This is a genomic window from Paenibacillus oryzisoli, from assembly GCF_050467285.1.
Taxonomy (GTDB): domain Bacteria; phylum Bacillota; class Bacilli; order Paenibacillales; family NBRC-103111; genus Paenibacillus_E; species Paenibacillus_E oryzisoli_A.
Genome location: NZ_JBCMUN010000018.1, coordinates 1 through 23,037, shown reverse-complemented (window position 1 = coordinate 23,037; position 23,037 = coordinate 1). Strand labels below are relative to the sequence as shown.

The following is a 23,037-nucleotide window of genomic DNA, read 5'->3' as shown; positions in this document are numbered from 1 at the left end:
AATGGAAAGGCTTGTCATATACTACAGTACAGGCGAGCTCATTTGGGATAGAGGATAAGGTGGTGTATCGCACTTTGCAATTTAAAGGTCGAACGGTTATTGTCTTTGTTTTGTTGGCGATGTTTGCAAGCAGCATAGTTACACTGACGATTGCAGATCCCTCGTTTAGTTGGGGGCGGAAAGAGCAGGCGACAGGCGGGACGGCCTCAGCGGCCTCCTCGAGTTCCGGGCTGACGAGCAAGGATTTGAGCAAGATTTCCACGACGTTTCAATTAATTGAGAGCAAATATTTAAAGCAGCCTGATCATGATGAGCTCGTCAACGGCGCGATTAACGGCATGCTGGAGTCGCTGGAGGATCCTTTTACCGTCTATATGGATCAAAAGGAAGCGAAGCAGTTCGATGAAAGCATCTCCTCTTCGTTCCAAGGCATCGGTGCCGAGGTGTCGATAGAGGAAGGCAAGTTTGTTATCGTCTCTCCAATCAAAGGCTCTCCCGCCGAGAAAGCGGGCCTTCAAGCGAAGGACGTCATCGTCTCGGTCAACGGCGAGAAGCTGGACGGATTGACGTTGAATCAAGCGGTGATGAAAATCCGCGGGCCGAAAGGCACGCAGGCGAAGCTGGATCTGCTCCGTCAAGGCGCGGGTGATCCGGTGCAGGTTATTGTCGTACGCGATAACATCGACGTGGAGACGGTGTATGCCGAGATGCTCCCGGATCAAATCGGGAAAATCGAAATCCGTCAATTCTCTTCCAATACGGCTGTGCGTTTCGCGGAAGAGCTGAAAAACCTTGAATCCAAAGGCATGAAAGGCCTGGTCATCGACGTGAGAAACGACCCGGGCGGCCTGCTCAATGTCGTCGTCGACATTGTGAATCCGTTCGTGAAGAGCGGCACGCCGATCGTGCAGGTGGAGAACCGCGATGGCAAGCGCGAACCGACGCCTTCAACGGGCAAAGGGAAGGATTACCCTGTCACAGTGTTGATCAACAAAGGAAGCGCGAGTGCTTCCGAGATTCTGGCAGGCGCGTTCCAGGAAGCGGTTGGCAGCAAAATCGTCGGCGAAACGTCTTACGGCAAAGGCACGGTGCAGGTGACGTTCGAGAAGGAAATGGGCGACGGCAGCAACATTAAGATGACCGTGTACAAATGGCTGACGCCGAACGGCAACTGGATTCACAAAAAAGGCATCACCCCTGACATCGCGGTCGATCAACCGGCCTACTTCAAAGCGGCTCCGCTGGCGAAGAAGGATGTGCTCAAGCAGGATATGGCGAGCGACGATGTGAAAAATCTGCAGCTGATGCTGACGGGGCTCGGCTTCAATACCGAGCGGACGGACGGATATTTCAGCGACAAAACGGCAACGGCCGTGAAGGCGTTCCAACGCACGAACGAGCTGCCGATGACCGGCGAAGTTGACCCGGATACAGCGGCGAAGATCGAGAAGGCGATTCTGGTGCAGATTCGCGATCCGAAGAACGACGCGCAGCTCAAAGCGGCGGTTGCGCAAGTGCAGAAGCAGATCGGGAAATAATGTTGGTAGGTTGATGGAAAATGCGTCGGCGCAGCAGGAAATGAGCGCTGGCGGTCGAAATAGATAGGGAGGCTGCGGTAGCGGCCTTCCTATTTTTTTGTGCGTAAGGAGCCTGATTCGATGGACGTGTGGAATCCTTTGCTGGACCGCGGGCTGCATGCCTTGGGACAGCTGCTCATCAATCCTTTTTACTATATAGGCATCGTGTTCATTGTGCTTCACTACCGGAAACAAATTCAATTGGAGCGCAAGCTGTTTCATACCCGTCTGCACTCCTTGCTGAGTGAGACGTGGCGGGTCGTGCTCTGGGGCTGGGTTGGCGGTATCTGCGCTTCCCTGTTGCTTGCTTTTGTCGGGGTCAGCCTGCAAGCGGACGCGGTGCTGCTGCTGTGGGGCATCACCATCGTGCTGATGCTCTTCCGCATCCGGTTCCTCTGCCTGGCGTACGCCGTCGGCATCCTCGGCATCGCGCAGGCGGTGCTGAGCTGGCTGCCGAATGCGGACAGCCTGCAGCAGTCGTACGCGCTCGCAGCAACCGTGGCAGGCGCTGACATTCCGTCGCTGCTTGTCATCGTGGCCGCGCTGCACCTCCTGGAAGGGCTGCTCGTCTCCACGCAGGGTGCGCGGATGGTCAGTCCGCTGTTCCTGGAAGGCAAGCGCGGGCAAATGATCGGCGGCCAGCAGCTGCAAGGCTTCTGGCCGGTGCCGCTGTTCCTGCTCGTGCCCTTCGCAGGAGGCAGTACGGCTGCGCTGCCGTGGCCAACGCTGTTTGCGCCGGAGCTCGGTATGGGCTGGACGCTGCTCGCGTTCCCGGCGATGATCGGCTTCACGGAGCTGACGATCTCCAAGCTGCCGCGGAAGCAGGCCAAGTTCAGCGGGAACCTGCTGTATGTGTACGGCCTCGTGTTGCTCGGCGCAGCGATCGCCGCGCATTTCTGGTCGCCGCTGATGCTGGTTGGCGCTCTGCTTGCGATTGGGCTGCACGAAGGGCTGCTCTACTATAACGCGTGGTCGGAAGACAAGCAGATTCCGCGCTATATGCATGCGATGAACGGCCTGATGGTGCTTGCCGTCGTGCCGGGCAGTCCGGCCGAGGAGCTGGGCATTCAGGTCGGTGAAATCATTCATAAAGTGAACGGCCACCGCATCCGGCACCGTACGGATCTGCACACGGCGATGAGCCTCAACTCCGCGTACTGCCGGCTCGAGGTGCTGAATGAGCAGGGCGAGGTGCGTTTCCTGAAGCGGGCGATTTACGCCGGCGAGCATCACCAGCTTGGCATTTTGCTCGCGCCGGACCAGGAGGTCCGGTACTTCATGGAGCAGCGGCCGATGCATTTGTTTTCCTATTTGCGCGGCAAGCTGACCGGTGTATTGACCAATGATTCGACGAAGTCGATGTAGCATTTGAAAAAAGAAAACCGCCCCATTGCCATGTTCGCCGGCTTTGGGGCGGTTTTTCGTTTTTATGATTTCGGCGTAGTCGGAGCGATATCCTCCCGTAGAATAATGATTTCCACGCGCCGGTTTTTGCTGCGATTCTCTTCGCTGGTGTTCGGCACTTTGGGCATCGTATCCGCGTAAGCCGTCGCGACGAATTTTTTATCATCAAGATGGGCTGTGTCACTAAAATAGCGAAGCACGGAAAGGGAGCGAGCGAAGGAAAGTCCCCAGTTATCTTGGAACTGAGCCCCAGGTGCCAACGGGAGATCGTCGGTGTGGCCTTCGATGCTGACTTTACCGTTCAATGTCGGAAAGAGTGAGGCCAGTTTTTGCAGAATCGGTAAGGACGGCGCCTTGAGATCGGCTTTGCCGAGATCGAACAGGAACAGATCGTTCAACGTAATCGCGACGCCGCGTTCTGTGTCGGTTGCAGAGACCTGCTGTTCCAGATTTTGGTCCTGGATATAGGTTTGTACCTGTTTGAGCAGGTCCTGCAGCTCTTTCTCGCGCTTCTCTTTTTCGTTCTCTTCCGGCTTGGTCTGGCTGTTCTCTTCCTTCTTCACATCTTGATTTTGCTGATTAAAATCTTTGTCCTTGCTGTCCGCGTCACCCTGCTTCGGTGTCATTTGGCCGGAAATGCCGTGCCCTCGATCCAGGATCGAGTCGGCTTTCTGGAACTGGAGGTTTAAGGCTTGGGCCAAAACGGAATACTTCTGAACATCGACTTTACTCATGGCGTACATGATGATGAAAAAAACGAGCAGCAGTGTAATCAAGTCCGCGTATGTAATGAGCCAGCGCTCATGGTTCACGTGTTCTTCGTGCTTTTTAGCTCGCCTCGCCATTGTCCTCGACCTCCTCTGGCCCTTTCTTGGCGGATTTATCGTGGAGGAAGGACGTCAGTTTTTTCTTGATCAACTGCGGATTCTCACCGGCCTGCAGCGCGAGAATGCCTTCAAGCATCAATTCCATTTCGCTGACCATTTCTTTGCCGCGGATTTTGATTTTATTCGCAATCGGCAGGTAGATCAGGTTCGCGCTCATGACCCCGTAGAGGGTGGCGGTAAAAGCAACCGCGATCGCAGGCCCGAGGGAAGACGGGTCTTCGAGATTGCCGAGTACGTGAATGAGGCCCATAACCGTACCGATGATTCCCATCGTCGGCGCGTAGCCGCCGCCTGCTTCGAAAATTTTGGACATGTTCGTCACTTGATGTTCAATGGCGTCCATTTCGAGCTCCAGAATTTGTCGGGTAAGCTCCGGATCTGTGCCGTCAACGACCATCAGCAGGCCGTCTTTGAGGAAAGGATTTTCATGCTCCTGCGCGCGCTGTTCCAAGGCGAGAACCCCTTCGCGGCGGGCGACGGAGGCCATGTCAACGATTTCATCGATGGTCGCCCCGGGATCGCGTTTGACGCTGCGAAAGGCGATGCCGAGCGCTTTGGGAATATTTTTGAGAATAGAGCCTGGGAAAGAAACGGCAACCGCGCCGAACGTTCCGCCGAAAACGATGAGCATGGCGCTTGGAATCACCAAGGAAGCCAGATGGCCGCCATCCCACATATACCCGCCTACTAAACCTGCCAGACCCAAAACCAACCCTAATACCGTTGTCAAATCCATGACTGTACCACTCCTAATTTAACTAAAAAGATAGGGAGCACTCACGCATAAAAAAGGTGCCGCGAGACAGGCAGAAACAACCTAAGCCGTTTGCATCCCGGATTCAAAAAGAGTATAATAAGAAAACGAGAACAAACATTCCTATGTGGGATTATGTCGAATCCTCATAGATGTGGGCGAATGTACCATAGACAACTATATCGGAAAGTGCTACATGAAAGTTTATAGGATAAAAGTCTCGATTTATCTCGAAAAATGTAGGTGATAACAGATGAGCGACTTGATTTTGAGCTCCAAGAAGTTCGAGCTGGTGTCGGAATTTTCCCCGCAGGGCGACCAGCCGCAGGCGATCGAAGCGATCGTCCGCAGTATCGAGGCCGGCAATCGGCATCAGACTTTGCTGGGCGCGACCGGAACGGGGAAGACCTTTACAGCGGCGCAAGTCATTGCCAGGCTGAACCGTCCGACGCTGATTATTGCCCATAACAAGACATTGGCTGCGCAATTGTGCAGCGAGTTTAAAGAGTTTTTTCCTCACAATGCCGTCTCCTACTTCGTCAGTTACTATGACTACTACCAACCGGAAGCTTACATTGCCTCATCCGATACGTACATCGAGAAAGATTCCAGCGTTAATGAAGAAATTGATAAGCTTCGCCACTCGGCGACCAGCTCGCTGTTCGAACGCCGCGACGTCATCGTCGTAGCCAGCGTGTCGTGCATTTACGGCTTGGGTTCTCCGATGGAGTACGGGAAGCTGCTGCTGTCTCTTCGCGTGGGGATGGAGAAGTCGCGTAACGAGATTTTGCACCGCTTGGTGGACATTCAGTATCAGCGGAACGATTTGAACTTTGTGCGCGGGACGTTCCGCGTGCGCGGTGACGTCGTGGAGATTTTCCCGGCTTCGCACAGCGAACGGGCGATTCGAGTGGAGTTGTTCGGCGACGAGATCGAGCGCATCACGGAGATCGACGTGCTCACCGGCGAGATTATCGGCCAGCGCGATCACGTTGCGATTTTCCCGGCGTCTCACTTCGTGACGGCGGAAGATACGATGAAACGGGCGCTTGTGAACATCGAGCGGGAGTTGGAAGAGCGGCTTGCCGAACTCAAAGAGCAGGGTAAGCTGTTGGAAGCGCAGCGGCTGGAGCAGCGCACGCGCTATGATATGGAAATGATGACGGAGATGGGCTTTTGTTCCGGTATCGAGAACTACTCAGGGCCGCTGACGTTCCGGGAGCGGGGCGCGACGCCTTATACGCTGATGGATTACTTCCCGGACGATATGTTGGTCATGGTCGACGAGTCACACGTGACGCTGCCGCAGATTCGCGCCATGTTCAACGGTGACAAAGCGCGGAAAGAAGTGTTGGTGGAGCATGGCTTCCGGCTGCCTTCTGCGCTGGATAACCGACCGCTCCGTTTTGAGGAGTTTGAAGAAAAAACGAGTCAGCTTTTATATATTTCGGCGACGCCGGGGCCTTACGAGCTTGAGCATTGTCCGGATATGATTCAGCAGATCATCCGTCCGACGGGGCTGCTCGATCCAATTGTTGAAGTACGTCCGACCAAAGGTCAGATCGACGATCTGATCGCCGAGATTCAGGACCGTGTCAGCAAGGATGAGCGCGTGCTCGTGACGACGCTGACGAAGAAGATGTCGGAGGATTTGACGGATTATTTTAAAGACATTGGCATTAAAGTGAAGTACCTGCATTCCGACATCAAGACGTTTGAACGGATGCAGATATTGCGGGATCTGCGCCTTGGTACGTTCCACGTACTGGTGGGGATCAACTTGCTCCGGGAAGGTCTTGACTTGCCGGAGGTGTCGCTCGTGGCGATTCTCGACGCCGACAAAGAAGGGTTCCTGCGCTCAGAGCGCTCGCTGATTCAAACGATGGGCCGTGCGGCGCGGAATGCCGATGGCAAGGTCATCATGTACGGCGACCATATCACGGAGTCGATGGACAAAGCGATTACCGAGACGCGCCGCCGCCGGGAGATTCAGGAAGCCCACAACGAAAGGCTGGGCATTACGCCGCAGACGATCGCGAAGAAGATTCGCGATGTGATCGAGGCGACGAAGGTCGCCGAGCAGAAGGCGGATTACCTCGCCGATGCCAAAGGTGCGAAGATGTCGAAGAAGGACCGCGCTTCGCTGATCGAACGCTTGGAAGCCGAGATGAAAGAAGCGGCGAAGAACTTGCAGTTCGAGCGTGCGGCGGAGCTGCGTGACGCAGTTATGGAATTGAAGGCCGAAGCTTAGAGGAAGTTTCAGGGTCGAATAGGGGAGGAAGGGTTGTTTTGTCTAGAGATCAGATCGTCATTAAAGGAGCGCGAGCTCACAATCTGAAAAATATTGATGTCACGATTCCGCGCGATAAGTTCGTAGTGCTCACGGGACTGAGCGGATCGGGGAAATCGTCGCTGGCCTTTGATACGATTTATGCGGAAGGGCAGCGTCGGTACGTTGAATCACTGTCGGCTTACGCGCGCCAATTTCTTGGCCAAATGGATAAGCCGGATGTCGATTCCATCGATGGCTTGTCGCCGGCCATCTCGATCGACCAGAAGACGACGAGCCGGAATCCCCGTTCGACTGTCGGGACGGTCACAGAGATTTATGACTATTTGCGTCTGCTTTTTGCCCGCATCGGCCGTCCGCACTGCCCGACGCACGGTATTGAGATTACGTCGCAAACCGTGGAACAAATGGTCGATCGCATAATGGAGCATCCGGAACGGACGCGTATTCAAATTCTGGCTCCGATGATTTCCGGCCGCAAAGGCGAACACACGAAGCTGTTGGCCGATGTGCAGAAGCAGGGTTTTATTCGGGTGCGCATCAACGGCGAAACGATGGATCTATCCGATAAGATTGAGCTGGATAAAAATAAAAAGCATACTATTGACGTGGTCGTCGACCGGATTGTATTGAAGGACGACATTCACACTCGTCTTGCTGACTCGCTGGAAACGGCGCTGAAGCTGGCAAATGGCCGGGTCATCGTCGATGTGATGGAGAAGGAAGAACTCCTGTTCAGCCAGAACCTGGCGTGTCCGGAGTGCGGCTTCTCCGTGGAAGAGCTGGCACCGAGAATGTTTTCGTTCAACAGCCCGTTCGGGGCATGTCCGGAGTGTGACGGTTTGGGCAGCCAAATGATCGTCGATCCTGAGCTGCTAGTACCAGATATGAAGCTGACGATTGAAGAAGGCGCATTTGAGGCTTGGGCGGGTTCTACGTCCAACTATTACCCGCAATTCCTCGCAGCGGTTTGCGAGCATTATAAGATCCCACGCGATAAGCCGGTAGCTGAGCTCACCGCCGAACAGATGAAAGTTATTCTGTACGGCACAGGCGGGGAGAAGATCCGCTTCCGGTACGAGAACGAAATGGGCGCGACCAAGGAAGCGCTTGTGCCGTTCGAAGGCATTATTCGCAACCTGGAGCGCCGATTCAAAGAGACGTTCTCCGATGGGATTCGTGAGCATATCCAGACGTACATGAGCACCAAGCCGTGTCCGAAATGTAAAGGGCAGCGCCTGAAGCCTGAGACGCTGGCCGTTACAATCAACGGAAAAAACATTGCCTATGCGACATCGCTCTCCATCGGGGACGCTGACGAATGGTTCCGGAATCTCGACTTGAACGAGAGGGAGCTCACGATTTCGAATCTGATTTTAAAAGAAATTCGGGCACGTCTCGGCTTCCTCGTGAACGTGGGGCTGGATTATTTGACGATGCATCGCTCGGCTGGGACACTGTCCGGCGGCGAGGCGCAGCGGATTCGTCTGGCGACGCAGATTGGCTCGAGTCTTATGGGCGTACTTTACATCCTCGATGAGCCGAGTATCGGCTTGCACCAACGCGATAACACGCGTCTGATCCAGACATTGGAGCACATGCGCAATCTCGGCAATACGCTGATTGTCGTTGAGCACGATGAGGATACGATGATGGCTGCGGATTACATCATCGACATTGGCCCTGGCGCTGGCATCCACGGCGGACAAGTGATCTCCCAGGGGACGCCGACCGAGCTGATGGCGGATGATAACTCGCTGACCGGGCAGTATCTAAGCGGGAAGAAGTTCATTCCGGTGCCGGCGCAGCGCCGCAAACCATCGGATAAATGGATTGAAGTGAAAGGCGCCAAGGAGAATAACTTGCGCAACGTCTCGGCAAAGGTACCCCTAGGGGTATTCACGTGCGTGACCGGCGTATCCGGCTCAGGCAAAAGTACGCTGATCAATGAGATTCTGTTCAAAACGCTAGCACGTGAGCTGAACGGCGCGAAAGTGCGCCCAGGCGAATACAAGGAAATCCTTGGGCTGGAGCATGTGGACAAGGTCATCGACATCGACCAGTCGCCGATCGGCCGTACGCCGCGTTCCAATCCAGCGACGTACACGGGTGTGTTCGACGACATCCGTGACGTGTACGCAAATACGAACGAAGCCAAGGTCAGAGGCTACAAGAAAGGCCGCTTCTCGTTTAACGTGAAGGGCGGCCGTTGTGAAGCCTGCCGCGGCGACGGTATCATCAAGATCGAGATGCACTTCCTGCCGGACGTGTATGTGCCTTGTGAGGTGTGCAAAGGCAAGCGCTACAACCGCGAGACGCTGGAAGTCAAATATAAAGGCAAGAGCATCAGCGAAGTGCTGGAGATGACGATTGAGGACGGCTGCGAGTTTTTCAAAAACTTGCCGCGCATCCATCGCAAGCTCTCGACGCTGCTGGACGTCGGGCTGGGCTATATGACGCTCGGCCAGCCGGCAACAACGTTGTCCGGGGGCGAAGCCCAGCGCGTGAAGCTCGCGGCGGAGCTGTACCGCCGCAGTACCGGCAAGACGATCTACATCCTGGATGAGCCCACCACGGGGCTCCACATCCATGACATCGATCGTCTGCTGAGGGTGTTGCACCGCCTCGTCGAGAGCGGTGAGACGGTCCTCGTCATCGAGCATAACCTCGATGTCATTAAGACGGCGGACTACCTGCTCGATCTGGGGCCGGAAGGCGGCAGCCGCGGCGGCCAGATCGTAGCGACCGGTACGCCGGAGCAGGTCGTGAAAGTGGCCGGGTCGTACACCGGCCAATATTTGAAGCCGATCCTCGAGCGGGATCGGGCGCGCTCCAACGACGACGCGGCCCGGCTCGCGGTGTTGGAAGGTTCGGTTGGCGCGGCGAAGTAAGCGCCAGTGGAGAGCAGGCCCCCGATCTTAACGGATCGGGGGCTTTTTTGCGCTGGAATCCGGTCGGTCCGGTGGCCAGGTTGCTGGTTTTTCAGGCGAAGGCACGCGTACGACCTGTATTTCCTACCGTGGAAATAGCGCAATCTGTAATCCTGTTTCACGCTTCGTGGCGCCGGGAAGTGGCAAGGGGGACTCCATCGAGAATTCACCTGCAGAATTTCGGCGAAGTTCGGTACACCTGCATTTCTTACATCAAATTCTCCGGTTTTGGGTGAAATCTGGTGTGTTACCTGTATTTCCTACATTAAATTCGGAGCGAATCCCCTTATAAGAGGCCAAAACTGACGCATCCCCCGATTCTTGATGTAGATTTTGCAGGATAATCTTCAAATTCATTACTGGAAGCCCTAATTTACAGTACTTTATGCAGGCAGTAGCATGAGGGAGGAGTCGTCTGGTTGTGGTATGTATGGTGTGTGCGGCCATTGGGGGAATACGAGAAAAGCCATTCATGCTCACACATAATACTTACAGTTTTAATGTAAAGCGCTTACATTTTAATAGTTTGCTAAGACTTAATTGAATAGGTCAGTCTTCGACAATTTAACCCTCTATCGTGATTAGCATCATTGGGCCTATAATGAAGATAGCTTAAGAAACAGGTTTCATCCTTTTCTCGTACATAACCGAAATAGCACATATACATCATTCAATTTATCAACGTATTGGAGGTCATTGTTAAAATGAAACGGACGTTAGAATTGCAAGAGATTGTATCTGCTTTAGGGATTGACCCGGCGCGGTTTTTGGAGTGGCAGGAGAAGGAGCTTGGTTGTGAAGCATTCGAGATCATCCCGGAAGAATCGGTGGAGGAAAGCCAGTTGAGCGTTTAAACGCTGCTTGCGGGACACCTGAATGGAGCTCGCTAAAGCGTGGGGCGTCAGACGGACAGCTTGCAGGGATCATATATACAGGTAAAGGGAAGATGGGGATCAGATCAGGAACGGATTGTTAAATGAGCCTGTGCGGCGAGTTGGATGCCGTGCGGGCTTTATTTCGTTTCGCTGATGTAAAGCAGCTCGACATCTGTAATAAATCCTCGCAGAGATGGACAATTTATACTTAACTGTGGAGCAGGTCCCGCTAAAAGGTGACAAACTTGTTACACATGCCGGGAACCACTTGCATCTAGTGTCCAGACAGGCTAACATAGTATTTAAAATAGCAGGACGTGTGCCTTGCACCGAGTTACGAGAAGGAGGTTTCACCATGTTATTAGCAGAAGAAGCAGCTGCATCCACAAGCACGTTCACAGGCTTCGACATTTACGTGTTGATCTTCACATTGATTATTGCAATTGGGGTTATTAAACAATTGGTTTCGCCGAAAAGAAACGTGTTCGCACTGGCTTGGGGAACAGTTGCCTTTCTAGTGTTCGCATTCATGGACGTTATCATGATTAAAGGCTGGTAAGCCGGACAGCTTTGCCTTACATACCGTCCGAACAAAAAGCCCGCAGGTCCAAGATCTTCTGATCTTGACGCCTGCGGGCTTTTTGCATGCTCGTCTATGGTTCCACCGTCAACGGAATTATACCCACCACATCTCGCCCAGCGGCTCGCGGATGAGCACTTGTTGAAGGTTCGCCACAGCCTTGGAGAAGCCTTCGTCAACGGACATCAAGCCGTCTTCATGCTCGATGCTCACGACGTAGTCGTAGCCGACCAGACGCAGCGCGGAGATGATGTCCGCCCATACTTTCAAGTCGTGGCCAAAGCCGACGGAGCGGAACTGCCAGGAACGATCTAGCATGTTCGTGTAAGATTGCATATCCGTTACGCCGTAACGGTTCGTGTTGTTGTAGTCATGCGAAGTATCTTTGGCATGGAAGTGATGAATCGCACCTGCGCGGCCCAGAATTTGGACAGCTTGCACAGGGTCGATCCCTTGCCACCACATGTGGCTTGGGTCAAGGTTTGCACCGATGACGTCGCCAGCCGCTTCGCGAAGGCGAAGAAGAGTAGCCGGTGTATGTACGGAGAAACCGCCGTGCAGTTCGAGACCGATTTTGACATTATGATCGGAAGCGAATTTGCCTGTCTCTTTCCAGTAAGGAATGACTTTGTTTGCCCACTGCCAGTCGAGGATTTCTTGGAAATCGTTCGGCCATGGCGCAACCGGCCAGTTCGGATATTTCGCATCTTCATGGTCGCCAGGGCAGCCCGAGAACGTGTTCACAACCGGAACTTCCAAGCGCTCAGCAAGTTCGATCGTTTGGATGATCGCGTCGTGGAACTCTTTGGCGACCGCTTTTTGTGGATGCAGCGGGTTACCGTGCGCGCTCAGGGCGGAGATCGTGAGGCCGCGGGATTCAACCGCTTGCTTAAACGCTTTTAGCTTGCCAGCGTCCGCCAGCAGCTCAGCAGGGTTACAATGCGCTGTACCTGGGTAGCCGCCTGTCCCGATTTCAACCGCATCGAGGCCTTTGGCCGCGATATAGTCGAGGGCTTCTTCGAAAGGTTTTCCACCGAATAAAACCATAAAAACGCCTAATTTCATGACGTACACCTCCATAATTGGTAACAAACAATCAGATCAAATTATACCACTATCAGGCAGTAAAATGAAACAAGCCGCGATAGATACGAAGCACCGTTTCGTAGTTGGAACTATAAATAATAACGGAGATCGTCACTAGCGCCTGCGTCACGAAGCAGCGGAAATAGAAGTACGTTTTGGACACCTTTTTGCGCTGGACGGTCGTGATCTTGAACCAGTTCTCAATCGCCAGAATGAGGCCGTGGTACAGCCCGTACAGGAAGTACAGCCATGTGAAGCCATGCCAGAGCCCGATCAGCACCATGATGAGGATGGAGAGGGCAGAGGCGAGACCGCGGGACGGCGCTTTGCGCGAGAAGAACATAAAGATATGATCCCGGAAAAAATCGCCCAGCGTCGCATGCCAATTCCGCCAAAACTGCGTCATGGACGGGGAGAGGAGCGGCTTTTTGAAGTTTTCGGGCATCGTGTAGCCCATCAAACGGCCGAAGCCGATCGCCATATCGGAATAACCGGAGAAGTCGAAATAGATGATCGCGTAAAACCAGACGAGCAGAAAAACGGACTGCGGCGTGTACAGCTCGCCCTTCAGCACGTGATCGAACACGGAGGTCATCCAGGTGACGAGGACGATTTTTTTGAACAAGCCCAGGATTACACGCTTCACGCTATCCTCAAACAGCTTGGCATCCACGGTATAGGGTTTCTTCGTGTCCGCCATGAAATCGCGGAATTTCAGAATCGGCCCTGACGTAAAGGTCGGAATGAACAGCACGTAGTTGGCGTAATCCAGCGCCGGCACCTCGCCATCTTTTCCAAAGAAATATGCGAAGTAGTAGGCGTCAATGACTTTCAGTACGTTATAAATGAGACCGAGATAAATGACCGCATCGAACATCGGGTTATGAAAAATCCCCATCACGAAAAAGCGGACGCCGAGAAACACACCGACAACATTCGCGGCGATGCCGAAAATAAAGGCCGTTTTCCGCCAGACGGAGGTGCGGCACAGATAGATGAAGCCGAGGTAATTGATGACCGTGTACACGGCATAGAAAACAAACAGCTTCTGGCTGAACAGCAGCAGAAAGCACAGGCTGAAAATCAGCATCAGAATGCGCTTATTGTTCGCCCATCTGCGGGTGAGCATCAGCACGGCGACCATGCCCATCATCGCGATGATGGCGTTCATGTGCATATAAAACATAGGAGAACTCCTCGCTGGCTTGGAATGCTAGAACTTTTCGTAGATGAACAAACCTTTGCCGGTAAAATAAATGAGCACGAGATACAGCATCACGAGGTAGATCAGGATTTCGGCGGTTTTCCTAAGGAATTTAACCACGTGTCAACCTCCTTCGTAAAAATCGGCGCGCCATCTTCGCGGTTCAAGTGAACGAGATCATGGAAATAGGGTGGGTCATACGTATGCATGAGATCCAGCACCGGTACGTTCGCTTTTTGCAGGCGAGCATTCACGTCTTGCTTCAATGACGCCACATACGGCGGATCGGCATAGCCCTTGTTCCACGGCATCCAGATCACGCGCAGTGCCAGCCGATGATCATTCGCATAGGTCAGCACCCAGTCCAGGGCGTCCAGATTTTGCTTAAAATCTTTCAAGGTCATTGCGCCGAACCGTTTATCGTAATCGTCCCATTTGGACTTCAAGTACGCATCGTCCTTGCGTCCGGGGTACAGTTCCTTATCGATCCAGCGAGGCTGGTAGTCGAGGCTGCCTTTCAGCAGATTCTTGGCGAACTCTTCGCCGGAATCACGGAAATAATCGCGGTACGTGTACACGTACGGCTGATACCACGGCTTGAACCACTGGTAGGTCGGGTCGGTTTCCAGCGCGTCGAGCATTGTATGCACATCAATACCGATGACCAACTCTTGCTGAACATCATACAGCTTGTCCTGCAGGATGCCCTTCAGATCCGTCAGTTTGCCGTAGGAGAGCCCCATTTCGACTAAGGGATGCGCAGACTTATCTTCGATATAAGCGCCCGTCACGGACGAATTGCCGAAGAACACGGGGCCAGAGTTCACCCAGCCATGGTGGTAGAGCGTTTTGGTAAAATCGTTTTTGTAAAAACGCCGGGACGTCACCATCGGATCCCACCAGGAGATGAGCAGGTTCGACACCACGACGGCGAGCAGAAGCCCGAGGATGAAGCTATTCTTTTTCAAATAAGCGGCTGCTTTCATAGAATCACTCATTATCGTAGTAGTGGCGGTGCAGGGGGTAAAACAAGGAGCAAGCCCACTCGCCGGCACGACCTGCAGGCAGCTCGGTAACCGGATAGTGGGCTAGTCTTATGTGAAAAGGGCTACAGGGCTTTTTCCTGCCAAGCGTGGTACTGCTCGCGGAAGGATGCAGGCCAAGCTTGCTCGTCAAGGCCGTATTGGGCAAGGAACGCGAACGCCCAGCGCTCGATGCCGAAGCCGACGCAGCCGGTGACGGCGTTGCGTTTGCCCATTTTAATGTTGAACGCGTTGCCGAACGTGTTGCTGTGGAAGTTGACGGAGGAGCAGGCAATCGACTTCTTCACATGCGGAACCGTCAGGCGCAGCTCGTATTTCATCTCTTGATTGCGTTGGAAGGACGCTTTCACTTGGAAATCGTTCGTAAAGAATGGATCGTTTGCAATTTCCAGCATGCTGTCTACGTTCCATTCCACAGCGAGTTCTTTCAAATATTCGATCGATTTCAGACGGTTTTCTTTCACGAAGTCAGGCTTGCCGACGAAAATAATTTCACGCATCGAGAAATCGAGCAGACGTCCGAAATCGGAGTGGTTTTTGGATTCGAAGCGGTGGCACTTCGCAATCGCAGTGACGACGATGCCATCGCCTTCGAGCGTTTCATTTTCAAGCCCTTCGTAGCAGTGGTAGCAGGTGGACGGATTCATCATGAAGTTCGGCTTCACCATGTTGTTGTCCAGCGCCAACGGCTGCTCGTGCACCCATCCCCCCGCCTCGCGGATCGATTGCGAGAACGACTCGATGACATCCAAATCCTCGCGCAGATGCGTGACGAAATGAATATGCTCCGGGAAGGAGGTAAAATGGTTCGTTTTATTCAGCGTATGGCTGTGAATGACAGCCGGATATTGCTCCTCTTTGACGCCCTCGAAACGCTTCGCAATCTTCGTCACGAACGAGTAATCGAGGAAGCGCATCAGGCTTGAGAATGGCTCGCGGAAAATAAAGAGGCCTGGCTCCAGTACCTTGATCGCTTTGCGCTCCACCAGCTCGGCGATGATGTCACCTTCGTACGGCGTGTCGACCTTGTGCTCGAACAGGACGTTCTCTTTAAAACCGAAATCGCCGTGCGAGAACCGCTCAATCAAGCGCTCCACGCGTGCCGTGATGCCCTCATTGCCATTCGGCGAGTTGTGCGTAATTACGATGTGGCCATCGACCAACGCGATGTCCTGAATATGCTCATCCGCAAAAGCAGATGCGTATTTCACTTGTCCATGCTGGCTTTCCGCCAGACCCGCCAGGGAGATTTTACATGTCATCATGGCTTTGTTACCTCGCTGTCTTCTTGGAAATAAATTCGGCGATTTCATTCACCGTGTTCATCGGATACAGCATCAAATCCTGGTTCGTCACTTGAATGCTGTGCGTCTTCTCGATGTGGGCGATCAGCGCCGTCGCACCGATGGAGTCGATAAAACCGTAATCGAACAAATGCACATCCACGCCAAAATCGTCGTCGTCCTCAGCAATTTCATAGCGTTCGCGAATGTGCTGCTCCAGCTGCGTTACTAAATCTTCATAAGACATGGTAGAAAGCCTCCTGATTTGAAATGAAAAATGAAATCCCTGTTAAGGTGACTGGATGAAAACCTCAAGGGTGCAAGGGCCTGAAACCCGAAATCTTAAGCTGCGAAGCCGGGAGCTGTAAGCAGTAAACCTGCGAACTGCAACCGTAAACCGCGAACCGTAAACCGTAAACCGTAAACCGCAGACCCCGAGTCCCTCGAAGCCCCGAAAGCCTGCAAAAAAGCAGGAATTTCCTCCGTTTTGGCGTGAATGAGGGGAAAGCCTGCGAAAAAGCAGTTTTTCGCTTCACATTTGCTCAAAATCAGCCCCCTCCAGGGAAATGCCTGCTTACATGCAGGAATTCCTTAGAATCGGTGGAGAAATTGGTGAAAAGCCTGCCCTTTTGCAGCTTTTTCGAGCTTCCCCACGCTGCTGGAGGATATGCCTCTTGTAGCAAGAGGAGCGAGTGTCTAATTGTTGCACGTGGTGAAACCTTAATTAACACCTTGAAAAGAAATTGTCGCCACGTCCCCATACCGGGTAATCGTGTACGTCTTCGCGGCTGCGTCATAGGCGACGGTACCGCCGGAAGCGTCGATTTTCAGCTCGATCGGGCTATAGAGCTTCACCTGCTGCAGGCCTGCGGCTTGCAGCGTTAATTGCGTCGTGCCGCCGTTCTTAATAAGGCTGTATGGCACGTTCGATCGAACCAGGTGGAACCTGTCCTCGTTCGGCCCGATATGCAGCGATGCCGCCTTCGGCAGACCGACATACAACTTGTTGTTGTCGCCGGTTGTGAAGATGTCGGCGTCGTTCTGGATCGCGTAAAGCGCGAGCCGGTCGCCTTTTTCCACGACAACACCGAGTGCGTCAGCATAGCCTTCGGCTAAGGCGGGAACACCTGCCGTCTTCGGCGTCAACGTCGCGTGGAAATGCGGGCTGCCGCCAGCTAGCCGGTCCTTGAGTTTGTCCCACAGATAGGACGCCCAAGACTGGGAAATCGTAACCTCGCCCCGCAGCGCCGTCAGGAACGACGAGGCCATCTGGGTCTCGGTCATAAAATTATAGTCATGCTTCGTGCGAAGCTTGTCAAAGTAGTCGGCGAAATCTTTTAAATCCGCCACCTTGGTCGGCACAGGAAAATGGTACTCGATATGCTCGAAATAATCGATCGGCATATCCAGCTTGACCATCGACTCGAAAACATCCGTCGTGGCATAATCGCCCTGACGCAGCACCGGCGTCGGCGCATGAATCAGCATCGTTGTGTCCATCTTGCCTTGCTCGTCCTGTAAAAGGAATGGCAGCGACCAGATGTTCTCCGGCCGGGAAATGACCGGCGATTCGGGCGGCAGGAAGCCGAAGTTGTACCACACGCTTTGCTCGTTTTCCGTGCGGAGCGTCTGGTCGTGGTCCTGATTGTTCAGACGCCATGTATGCTGGTTTGTGCCAGGATGAAGCCAAGGAATGCCCAGCTTATCGAAAGCCTGCTTGTGCAGGGCAAATTCCGTCTGCTCTTCCTCGGTACTCTTAAAATTATGCACAAAGAAGTGCGGATTTAATTGTAAATGGTTCTCTTTCGCGTAATAGATAAAAGCCTTCAGCTCCGCCTGATAAGGGAACTTGGGATTATCAATGGCGACCGGCGAGCCGAACTCGATGCCGCCGACGATCAGATCGTCCCGACCATCGTGGTTCAGGTCGAGCCAGAGTGGAACGGAATAATGGCCCGCGATCAGGGTGTGGTTGCCCACCTGATTGAGCGTCGCTCCCGTGAGGGGACCTTGTGCCTTCCAACCGCCGCTGGCGTCTTGGAAGAATACTTGCAGGTCCCCTTCATTGCTGCCGACCACGAGATCCGGTCGGCCGTCGCCGTTCATGTCGCGCGCCGCGGGTGCCGCGTGCGTCGCATTGTTCGGCAGCGTAAGGATGACGCTGCCTTGCGTTAAGTCAAGGGCCGCTGCGCTGCGGCCCTTGTAGAGCCACACTCGTCCGTCGGCACCGCCGAGGACGAGGTCGAGCTTGCCGTCGCCGTCCACGTCGGCGACGTAAGGCGCTGCAGGCCCTCCGGGCTGCTGCAGCGCAGCTCCGCCCGCGCGCACCGCCGCGGGCCGCCCGAACCTGCCGCCAGCGAGCTGCGGCAGCGTCCAAACCGCGCCGGACTCGTCGCTGACGACGAGGTCCGTGCGCCCGTCCCCGTTCACGTCGGCAGCGTGAACAGCGGTGTAAGAGCCGAGCTGGAGCGGCGTGCCGTCCTCCAGCATCACCTTAGAGGCTGCCTCGAACGTGTCGGGCAGCGCCAACCCCTGCGGCGGCGGCTCACTCGCGTACGCCGCCGCATCCCCACCTTGATTCGTGTACACATACACGAATCCATCCGAGCTGCCGGTAAGGAGATCCACCTTGCCGTCGCCGTTCACATCCGCCGCGGCCGGGTACGCGCGGTACGGCTTTTCAATCGCGCTCGCGAGATCGCGATATTCCGGGAAGGCGGCCTGCCGGAGCGGCACGCCCGCCGCCATCACGTGCATCCCGCTCGCGTAGCCGGAGCCGGGCAGCTCACCCGCGAACGACGGCTGCGCGTTCGTTCCGGTATTGAGCTGCACCGTCACGCTCTCGCGCCACTCACCCCAATAGAAGGCGTTGCGGACGAGCGTAAACGAGGGAATCTCGTTATACGTTTTGAGCAGCTCCGCCCAGGCGATGCCGTCTTTTTGCCCGATCGCCGGCATCGCCTCAAAATGATTCTGAAACGCCATCGCCGGCCGCCCATAAGGGCCGAGCACCTTGCTTACGCTGAAGCCGAGGTTTTCTTTAGCCACGTAGGCTAGTAGTTCTGTGCGGTACTGCTGATTCGCCGCCGCAAACGTAAAGTCAAAATACGGCGCAAGCGGCATCGCTCTTTTATTAAAATAAGTCGCTCCCGGTGTGGGCTTGCTCTCCTGCTGGTACTTCTCCGCCCATTTGGCGAAACCCAGCTTCTCATCCATGCCGCTCATCATGTCATAACCGGTCGCGAAGTAGCGATTCGGCAGAAAATTGCTCGAGATCAGCACGGCGCCTTTACCGACGCGGTTGTGCAAAATCAGCGAGATCGGTTCCTTCGATTTGATCGGGACCGTCATCGCAACGACGGTTTGTCCTGTTGAAGGGACGAAGCCATAGCCCATATGAAAACCAGGCATGTTCGCCATCGACTGATGCTTGAGAAAACTATCCGTAAACAATTGAAACGTTTGCTGAATGCCTTGCAGATTGACCGGCACTTGCGGAAAGCTGAGTGTCTGTTTGTTCGCTGGATCGGCCGATAAGCTGGCTAGCGTCACATCTGTCAGACCAACAAGGCTGGCCGCCCCCAGAAAATCCGCCGGGAACTTGTCCGCAAAGCCGTTGTCGAGCAATAAATGCCCGCCCTGCTTCACGTAGGCTTCGAACCGCTTGGCCAGTTCGGGCCAGCTCGCGTCCTGCGCAACCGCAGGGTCGAGATAAAGCGCATCATAACGATGTAATTGACGTGCAGATAAAGCTTGGATGTCTTGTTTATCAATTTTAACGCCTGCTTGCAAAGTCTCATGAAAGTTGTTGTACGCCGCGGTGTCATAATTCGTGCCGCTCGTGGCATACAGCAGCTTAGTTTCTTCTACTTTTGGCAAAAATAAGAGCAGTAGAATGACCAGCACGCCGAGTAGGACGATGCCGCCGCCCAGCTGCAGCATTCTATTTTTCGACAATTTCAAAAGCATCCCTCAATTGGTTAGAAGATTGCAATTCGCCTTGCGAAGCTTCACTATCCTAGCCATTATAGCATTCATGGGTACGTTTGTTAACTTGTTCGAGCCGCATGATTGTCGGATATTGGCTGACTTTGCGACAAGCTGGTCCTAGCTTCCCCCCTATCGTTTCTGTTACACTAGTAGAGGTAGTTCAAAAAGTCGTCTTTTGATTACGAAGCAGGTCAGGGAGCGAATTCGGCATCGAATCTTGCGTTCACCTTTGAAGTCTGGTGCTCATGTAGGTTTTGCCTACACTCCGCTCCTCCTTCTTCAGGTTCTCGCAACCTTCTTGGTACTGAAAACCCGACTTTTTGAACCATCATTGAACAAAGAAGACTTTGAGGGTGTTCGAGAATCTGGATTTATTATTGAAAGGATTTGCTGCCATGCGTACGATACGCAGAGAAGATATAGAATTGCTGGCGCCTGCGGGCGACTGGGACTGTTTGCGAGCGGCGGTTGCCAATGGGGCGGATGCCGTGTTTTTTGGTGTGGAGAAATTTAATGCGCGGGCTCGTGCGCACAACTTTACGATGGCGGAGCTGCCGGACATTATGTCGTTCCTTCATCTATATGGCGTGCAGGGCTTCCTGACGTTCAATATCCTGGTCTTTGAAGAGGAACTGCCGGACGCTCAAGAGCTGATCGAGGCTTGCGTAAATGCAGGTGTGGATGCGGTCATCGTGCAGGATCTGGGTCTAGTCAAAATGATTCGCGAAATCTCCCCGGATTTCCCGATTCACGGTTCAACGCAGATGACGATTACGTCGCCGGAGGCGGTGGAGTTCACGAAGCCGTTCGACATCGAACGCGTCGTGCTAGGCCGCGAGAATAACTTGAAGCAAATCAAGCAAATCGGCGACCAAGCGAAGCTGCCGATGGAGGTTTTCGTGCACGGTGCGTTGTGCGTGTCGTATTCAGGTCAGTGCCTCACGTCCGAAATGTGGGGCGGTCGCTCCGCGAACCGCGGCGAATGCGCGCAGGCGTGCCGCTTGCCGTATGATCTCATGGTCGACGGCGTGCACAAGCCGATGGGCGATGTGACGTATTTGCTGTCGCCGAAGGATTTGGCAGCGATTGAAATCGTACCGGAGCTGATCGAGGCGGGCGTTCGGTCTTTTAAAATCGAAGGGCGTTTGAAGACGCCGGAGTATGTCGCGAACGTCGTGAGCAAGTACCGTCGTGCGATCGACCGGTATTTTGACGGGGAGGACGCTCGGCCGTCCCGTGAGGAAGTGCGCGAGCTGCAGCAAAGCTTCTCGCGTGGATTCACGGTTGGCTTCCTGAAAGGAACCAACAATAAGCAGTTAGTCGACGGCACGTTCCCGAAGAGCCGCGGGGTGTTTGTCGGCCGCGTGAAGCAGATTCTGCGCGACGCCGTGATCTGTGAGCTGGAAGCGCCGCTGAAGCGCGGAGACGGGCTTGTTTTCGACGCCGGCGATCCGACGAAGAAGGAAGAGGGCGGCCGGATCTATGATTTGCGCCGCAAAGGCGAGAAGCTGGAAGGCGAAGCCGAGGGCGGCAATATTGAGATTGTGATGGGCCGCAACGATGTGGACCTGAGCCGATTGCATGTTGGCGACCGGATTTGGAAGACGAACGATCCTGCGCTGGATAAACGTCTGCGTCAGACGTTTGAAACCGATAAGCCGTACCGGACGTTCCCGGTACGCGTGGCGGTGAGCGGCAAAGAAGGCGAGCCGCTGAAAAGCTGGTGGACCGACCTGCGCGCCGGTCACACGGTGTTCGTGCAGTCCGAGCTGCCGCTCGTGCGTGCCGAGAAGCGGCCGATGGACGAACAGCTCTTTACGGAGCAGTTCGGGCGCTTGGGCGGCACGATTTTTGAACTCGCGGAGCTGGACGTCACGCTAGCCGGCGAGCTGATCGTGCCGATGCGCGAGCTGAACGCGATGCGCCGCTCGGCGGTTGAGCTGCTCGAGGACGAGCGCCAGCGGCCTCGCCCGTATATTAAGCGCGAGGTCGGCGCTTATGACGATGTGCCTGAATCCGCGGCTGCGGTAGCCTTCAGCGACGAGCTGCCTGAGGTAACGCCGGCTGAGCGCAGTGCCGTGGAGCTGACAGCCCTGTGCCGCAACCTGGATCAGGTGCTGGCGGTGCTGGAGACGACCGATGTCCAGCTGATCTACGCGGACTTTGAATTTATCAAGCAGTTCCCAGCGGCGGTGGAAGCCGTCCATGCGGCCGGTCGCAAGATCGCCCTTGTGACGCCGCGGATTCATATGCCGGGGGAAACGGGCTATTTTAACAATATCTTAAAGCTGAAGCCAGACGCGGTACTTATCCGCAACACAGGCGCGGCATACTACTTCCTGAAGCACCGCCTGGAGAACCCAGAAGCGCCGCAGCCGCAGTTGATCGGCGACTTTTCCTTGAACATCGCGAACCACAAGACGGTGTCGCTGTTCCTGGAAGCGGGCTTGTCGAAGCTGACGCCTTCGTACGATTTGAACATTCAGCAGATGGTTGACTTGCTGCGCCGGACGGACACGTCCAAGCTGGAGGTCGTCATCCATCAGCATATGCCGATGTTCCACACGGAGCACTGCGTGTACTGCACGTTCATGAGCGAAGGCACCGACTACACGAACTGCGGGCGGCCGTGCGAAGACCATCGCGCGTCCTTGCAGGACCGCGTGGGCATGTCCCACCCGGTGCGCGTCGACGAAGGGTGCCGCAACACGGTGTACAACGCGATCGATCAGTCGGGCGCGGAGTATTTGAATCATTTTATGGAGCTGGGCATTCGCTCGTTCCGTGTGGAGTTCCTGGAAGAATCGCCGGAGAAAGTACGCGAGATTCTAAGCTTGTACCGCCGCGCGATCGATGGGGAAATTAACGGGACGCAGGTGTGGCGCTCGCTGAAAGCGACAAACCAGTTGGGCGTGACGAAGGGTACGTTGGTAAAGTAATAGGACTGAGATTAAAGGGGAGCGGATGCCAATGTCATTAAGTTACGCTTGAAGACAAGACTGGGATTAAAAATGGAATCTGAAACGGCATGGGAAAAAGCCCTGTGCCGTTTGTTTTTATGCGCAAGCAAGAAAAAAGCGTACAGCAAACAAAGCGGATGGAATATCCGCTTAAAAAATGTTCATTTAAGCCGA

15 protein-coding genes are annotated in these 23,037 nt (G+C 54.4%); 7 read left to right on the top strand and 8 right to left on the bottom strand.

The annotated features are described in order from the left end of the window. Window positions 1-74: 74 nt before the first annotated feature. On the top strand, window positions 75-1,538 hold the full coding sequence (locus ABE504_RS25990) for a S41 family peptidase (protein WP_430094520.1): 1,464 nt from the start codon (window positions 75-77) through the stop codon (window positions 1,536-1,538). 120 nt (window positions 1,539-1,658) lie between these two features. After that, entirely contained in the window at window positions 1,659-2,942 is a 1,284-nt protein-coding gene (locus tag ABE504_RS25985; RefSeq protein ID WP_430094518.1) for a PDZ domain-containing protein, read from the top strand. A 62-nt stretch (window positions 2,943-3,004) separates the two neighbouring features. Here the strand turns inward: ABE504_RS25985 and ABE504_RS25980 are convergent, their stop codons facing one another. Together ABE504_RS25980 and ABE504_RS25975 are read right to left on the bottom strand one after the other, a co-directional pair. Beyond that, entirely contained in the window at window positions 3,005-3,826 is an 822-nt protein-coding gene (locus ABE504_RS25980) for a flagellar motor protein MotB (RefSeq protein WP_430094516.1), read from the bottom strand. After that, on the bottom strand, window positions 3,810-4,604 hold the full coding sequence (locus tag ABE504_RS25975) for a flagellar motor protein (protein WP_430094514.1): 795 nt from the start codon (window positions 4,602-4,604) through the stop codon (window positions 3,810-3,812). The genes ABE504_RS25980 and ABE504_RS25975 overlap by 17 nt, the downstream gene beginning before the upstream one ends. A gap of 271 nt (window positions 4,605-4,875) precedes the next feature. On the opposite strand from ABE504_RS25975, the gene uvrB reads away from it, so the two are divergent. From uvrB to ABE504_RS25955, 4 genes are all read left to right on the top strand, one after another. After that, the gene (gene uvrB / locus ABE504_RS25970; protein WP_430094512.1) at window positions 4,876-6,873 is read left to right on the top strand and encodes an excinuclease ABC subunit UvrB; all 1,998 of its coding nucleotides are present in this window, start codon (window positions 4,876-4,878) and stop codon (window positions 6,871-6,873) included. 38 nt (window positions 6,874-6,911) lie between these two features. Next, window positions 6,912-9,803 carry an excinuclease ABC subunit UvrA gene (gene uvrA / locus ABE504_RS25965; RefSeq protein ID WP_430094511.1) on the top strand — a complete coding sequence of 964 codons (2,892 nt, stop codon included), beginning with the start codon at window positions 6,912-6,914 and terminating at the stop codon, window positions 9,801-9,803. A gap of 743 nt (window positions 9,804-10,546) precedes the next feature. After that, window positions 10,547-10,696 (top strand): hypothetical protein, encoded by a 150-nt coding sequence (locus ABE504_RS25960; protein WP_430094509.1) that lies wholly within the window; start codon window positions 10,547-10,549, stop codon window positions 10,694-10,696. A gap of 376 nt (window positions 10,697-11,072) precedes the next feature. Beyond that, window positions 11,073-11,276 carry a hypothetical protein gene (locus tag ABE504_RS25955; RefSeq protein ID WP_430094507.1) on the top strand — a complete coding sequence of 68 codons (204 nt, stop codon included), beginning with the start codon at window positions 11,073-11,075 and terminating at the stop codon, window positions 11,274-11,276. A 117-nt stretch (window positions 11,277-11,393) separates the two neighbouring features. On the opposite strand, the gene ABE504_RS25950 is transcribed toward ABE504_RS25955, so the two are convergent. The 6 genes from ABE504_RS25950 to ABE504_RS25925 form a co-directional block, all read right to left on the bottom strand. Continuing rightward, complete coding sequence (locus ABE504_RS25950) at window positions 11,394-12,362, bottom strand: sugar phosphate isomerase/epimerase family protein (protein WP_430094505.1); 969 nt, start codon at window positions 12,360-12,362, stop codon at window positions 11,394-11,396. Between the two features lie 52 nt (window positions 12,363-12,414). After that, window positions 12,415-13,569, bottom strand: a complete 1,155-nt coding sequence (locus tag ABE504_RS25945; protein WP_430094503.1) for an MBOAT family O-acyltransferase — start codon at window positions 13,567-13,569, stop codon at window positions 12,415-12,417. Window positions 13,570-13,670: 101 nt separating this feature from the next. Continuing rightward, window positions 13,671-14,573 (bottom strand): hypothetical protein, encoded by a 903-nt coding sequence (locus ABE504_RS25940; protein WP_430094500.1) that lies wholly within the window; start codon window positions 14,571-14,573, stop codon window positions 13,671-13,673. Window positions 14,574-14,695: 122 nt separating this feature from the next. After that, entirely contained in the window at window positions 14,696-15,895 is a 1,200-nt protein-coding gene (locus ABE504_RS25935; protein ID WP_430094498.1) for a hypothetical protein, read from the bottom strand. 7 nt (window positions 15,896-15,902) lie between these two features. Beyond that, window positions 15,903-16,160 carry an acyl carrier protein gene (locus ABE504_RS25930; protein ID WP_430094495.1) on the bottom strand — a complete coding sequence of 86 codons (258 nt, stop codon included), beginning with the start codon at window positions 16,158-16,160 and terminating at the stop codon, window positions 15,903-15,905. A gap of 473 nt (window positions 16,161-16,633) precedes the next feature. After that, a complete protein-coding gene (locus ABE504_RS25925; RefSeq protein ID WP_430094492.1) occupies window positions 16,634-19,870 on the bottom strand; it encodes an FG-GAP repeat domain-containing protein in 3,237 nt (1,078 codons plus the stop codon). 428 nt (window positions 19,871-20,298) lie between these two features. On the opposite strand from ABE504_RS25925, the gene ABE504_RS25920 reads away from it, so the two are divergent. Continuing rightward, on the top strand, window positions 20,299-22,842 hold the full coding sequence (locus ABE504_RS25920) for a DUF3656 domain-containing U32 family peptidase (protein ID WP_430094489.1): 2,544 nt from the start codon (window positions 20,299-20,301) through the stop codon (window positions 22,840-22,842). The last annotated feature ends 195 nt before the right edge of the window (window positions 22,843-23,037 follow it).

Bases quoted from the DNA above. Each gene is read 5' to 3' on its own strand.
- ABE504_RS25985 (WP_430094518.1), top strand. From the start codon at position 1,659: ATGGACGTGTGGAATCCTTTGCTGGACCGCGGGCTGCATGCCTTGGGA.
- ABE504_RS25980 (WP_430094516.1), bottom strand. From the start codon at position 3,826: ATGGCGAGGCGAGCTAAAAAGCACGAAGAACACGTGAACCATGAGCGC.
- ABE504_RS25975 (WP_430094514.1), bottom strand. From the start codon at position 4,604: ATGGATTTGACAACGGTATTAGGGTTGGTTTTGGGTCTGGCAGGTTTA.
- uvrB (WP_430094512.1), top strand. From the start codon at position 4,876: ATGAGCGACTTGATTTTGAGCTCCAAGAAGTTCGAGCTGGTGTCGGAA.
- ABE504_RS25960 (WP_430094509.1), top strand. From the start codon at position 10,547: ATGAAACGGACGTTAGAATTGCAAGAGATTGTATCTGCTTTAGGGATT.
- ABE504_RS25955 (WP_430094507.1), top strand. From the start codon at position 11,073: ATGTTATTAGCAGAAGAAGCAGCTGCATCCACAAGCACGTTCACAGGC.
- ABE504_RS25950 (WP_430094505.1), bottom strand. From the start codon at position 12,362: ATGAAATTAGGCGTTTTTATGGTTTTATTCGGTGGAAAACCTTTCGAA.
- ABE504_RS25945 (WP_430094503.1), bottom strand. From the start codon at position 13,569: ATGTTTTATATGCACATGAACGCCATCATCGCGATGATGGGCATGGTC.
- ABE504_RS25940 (WP_430094500.1), bottom strand. From the start codon at position 14,573: ATGAAAGCAGCCGCTTATTTGAAAAAGAATAGCTTCATCCTCGGGCTT.
- ABE504_RS25935 (WP_430094498.1), bottom strand. From the start codon at position 15,895: ATGATGACATGTAAAATCTCCCTGGCGGGTCTGGCGGAAAGCCAGCAT.
- ABE504_RS25930 (WP_430094495.1), bottom strand. From the start codon at position 16,160: ATGTCTTATGAAGATTTAGTAACGCAGCTGGAGCAGCACATTCGCGAA.
- ABE504_RS25920 (WP_430094489.1), top strand. From the start codon at position 20,299: ATGCGTACGATACGCAGAGAAGATATAGAATTGCTGGCGCCTGCGGGC.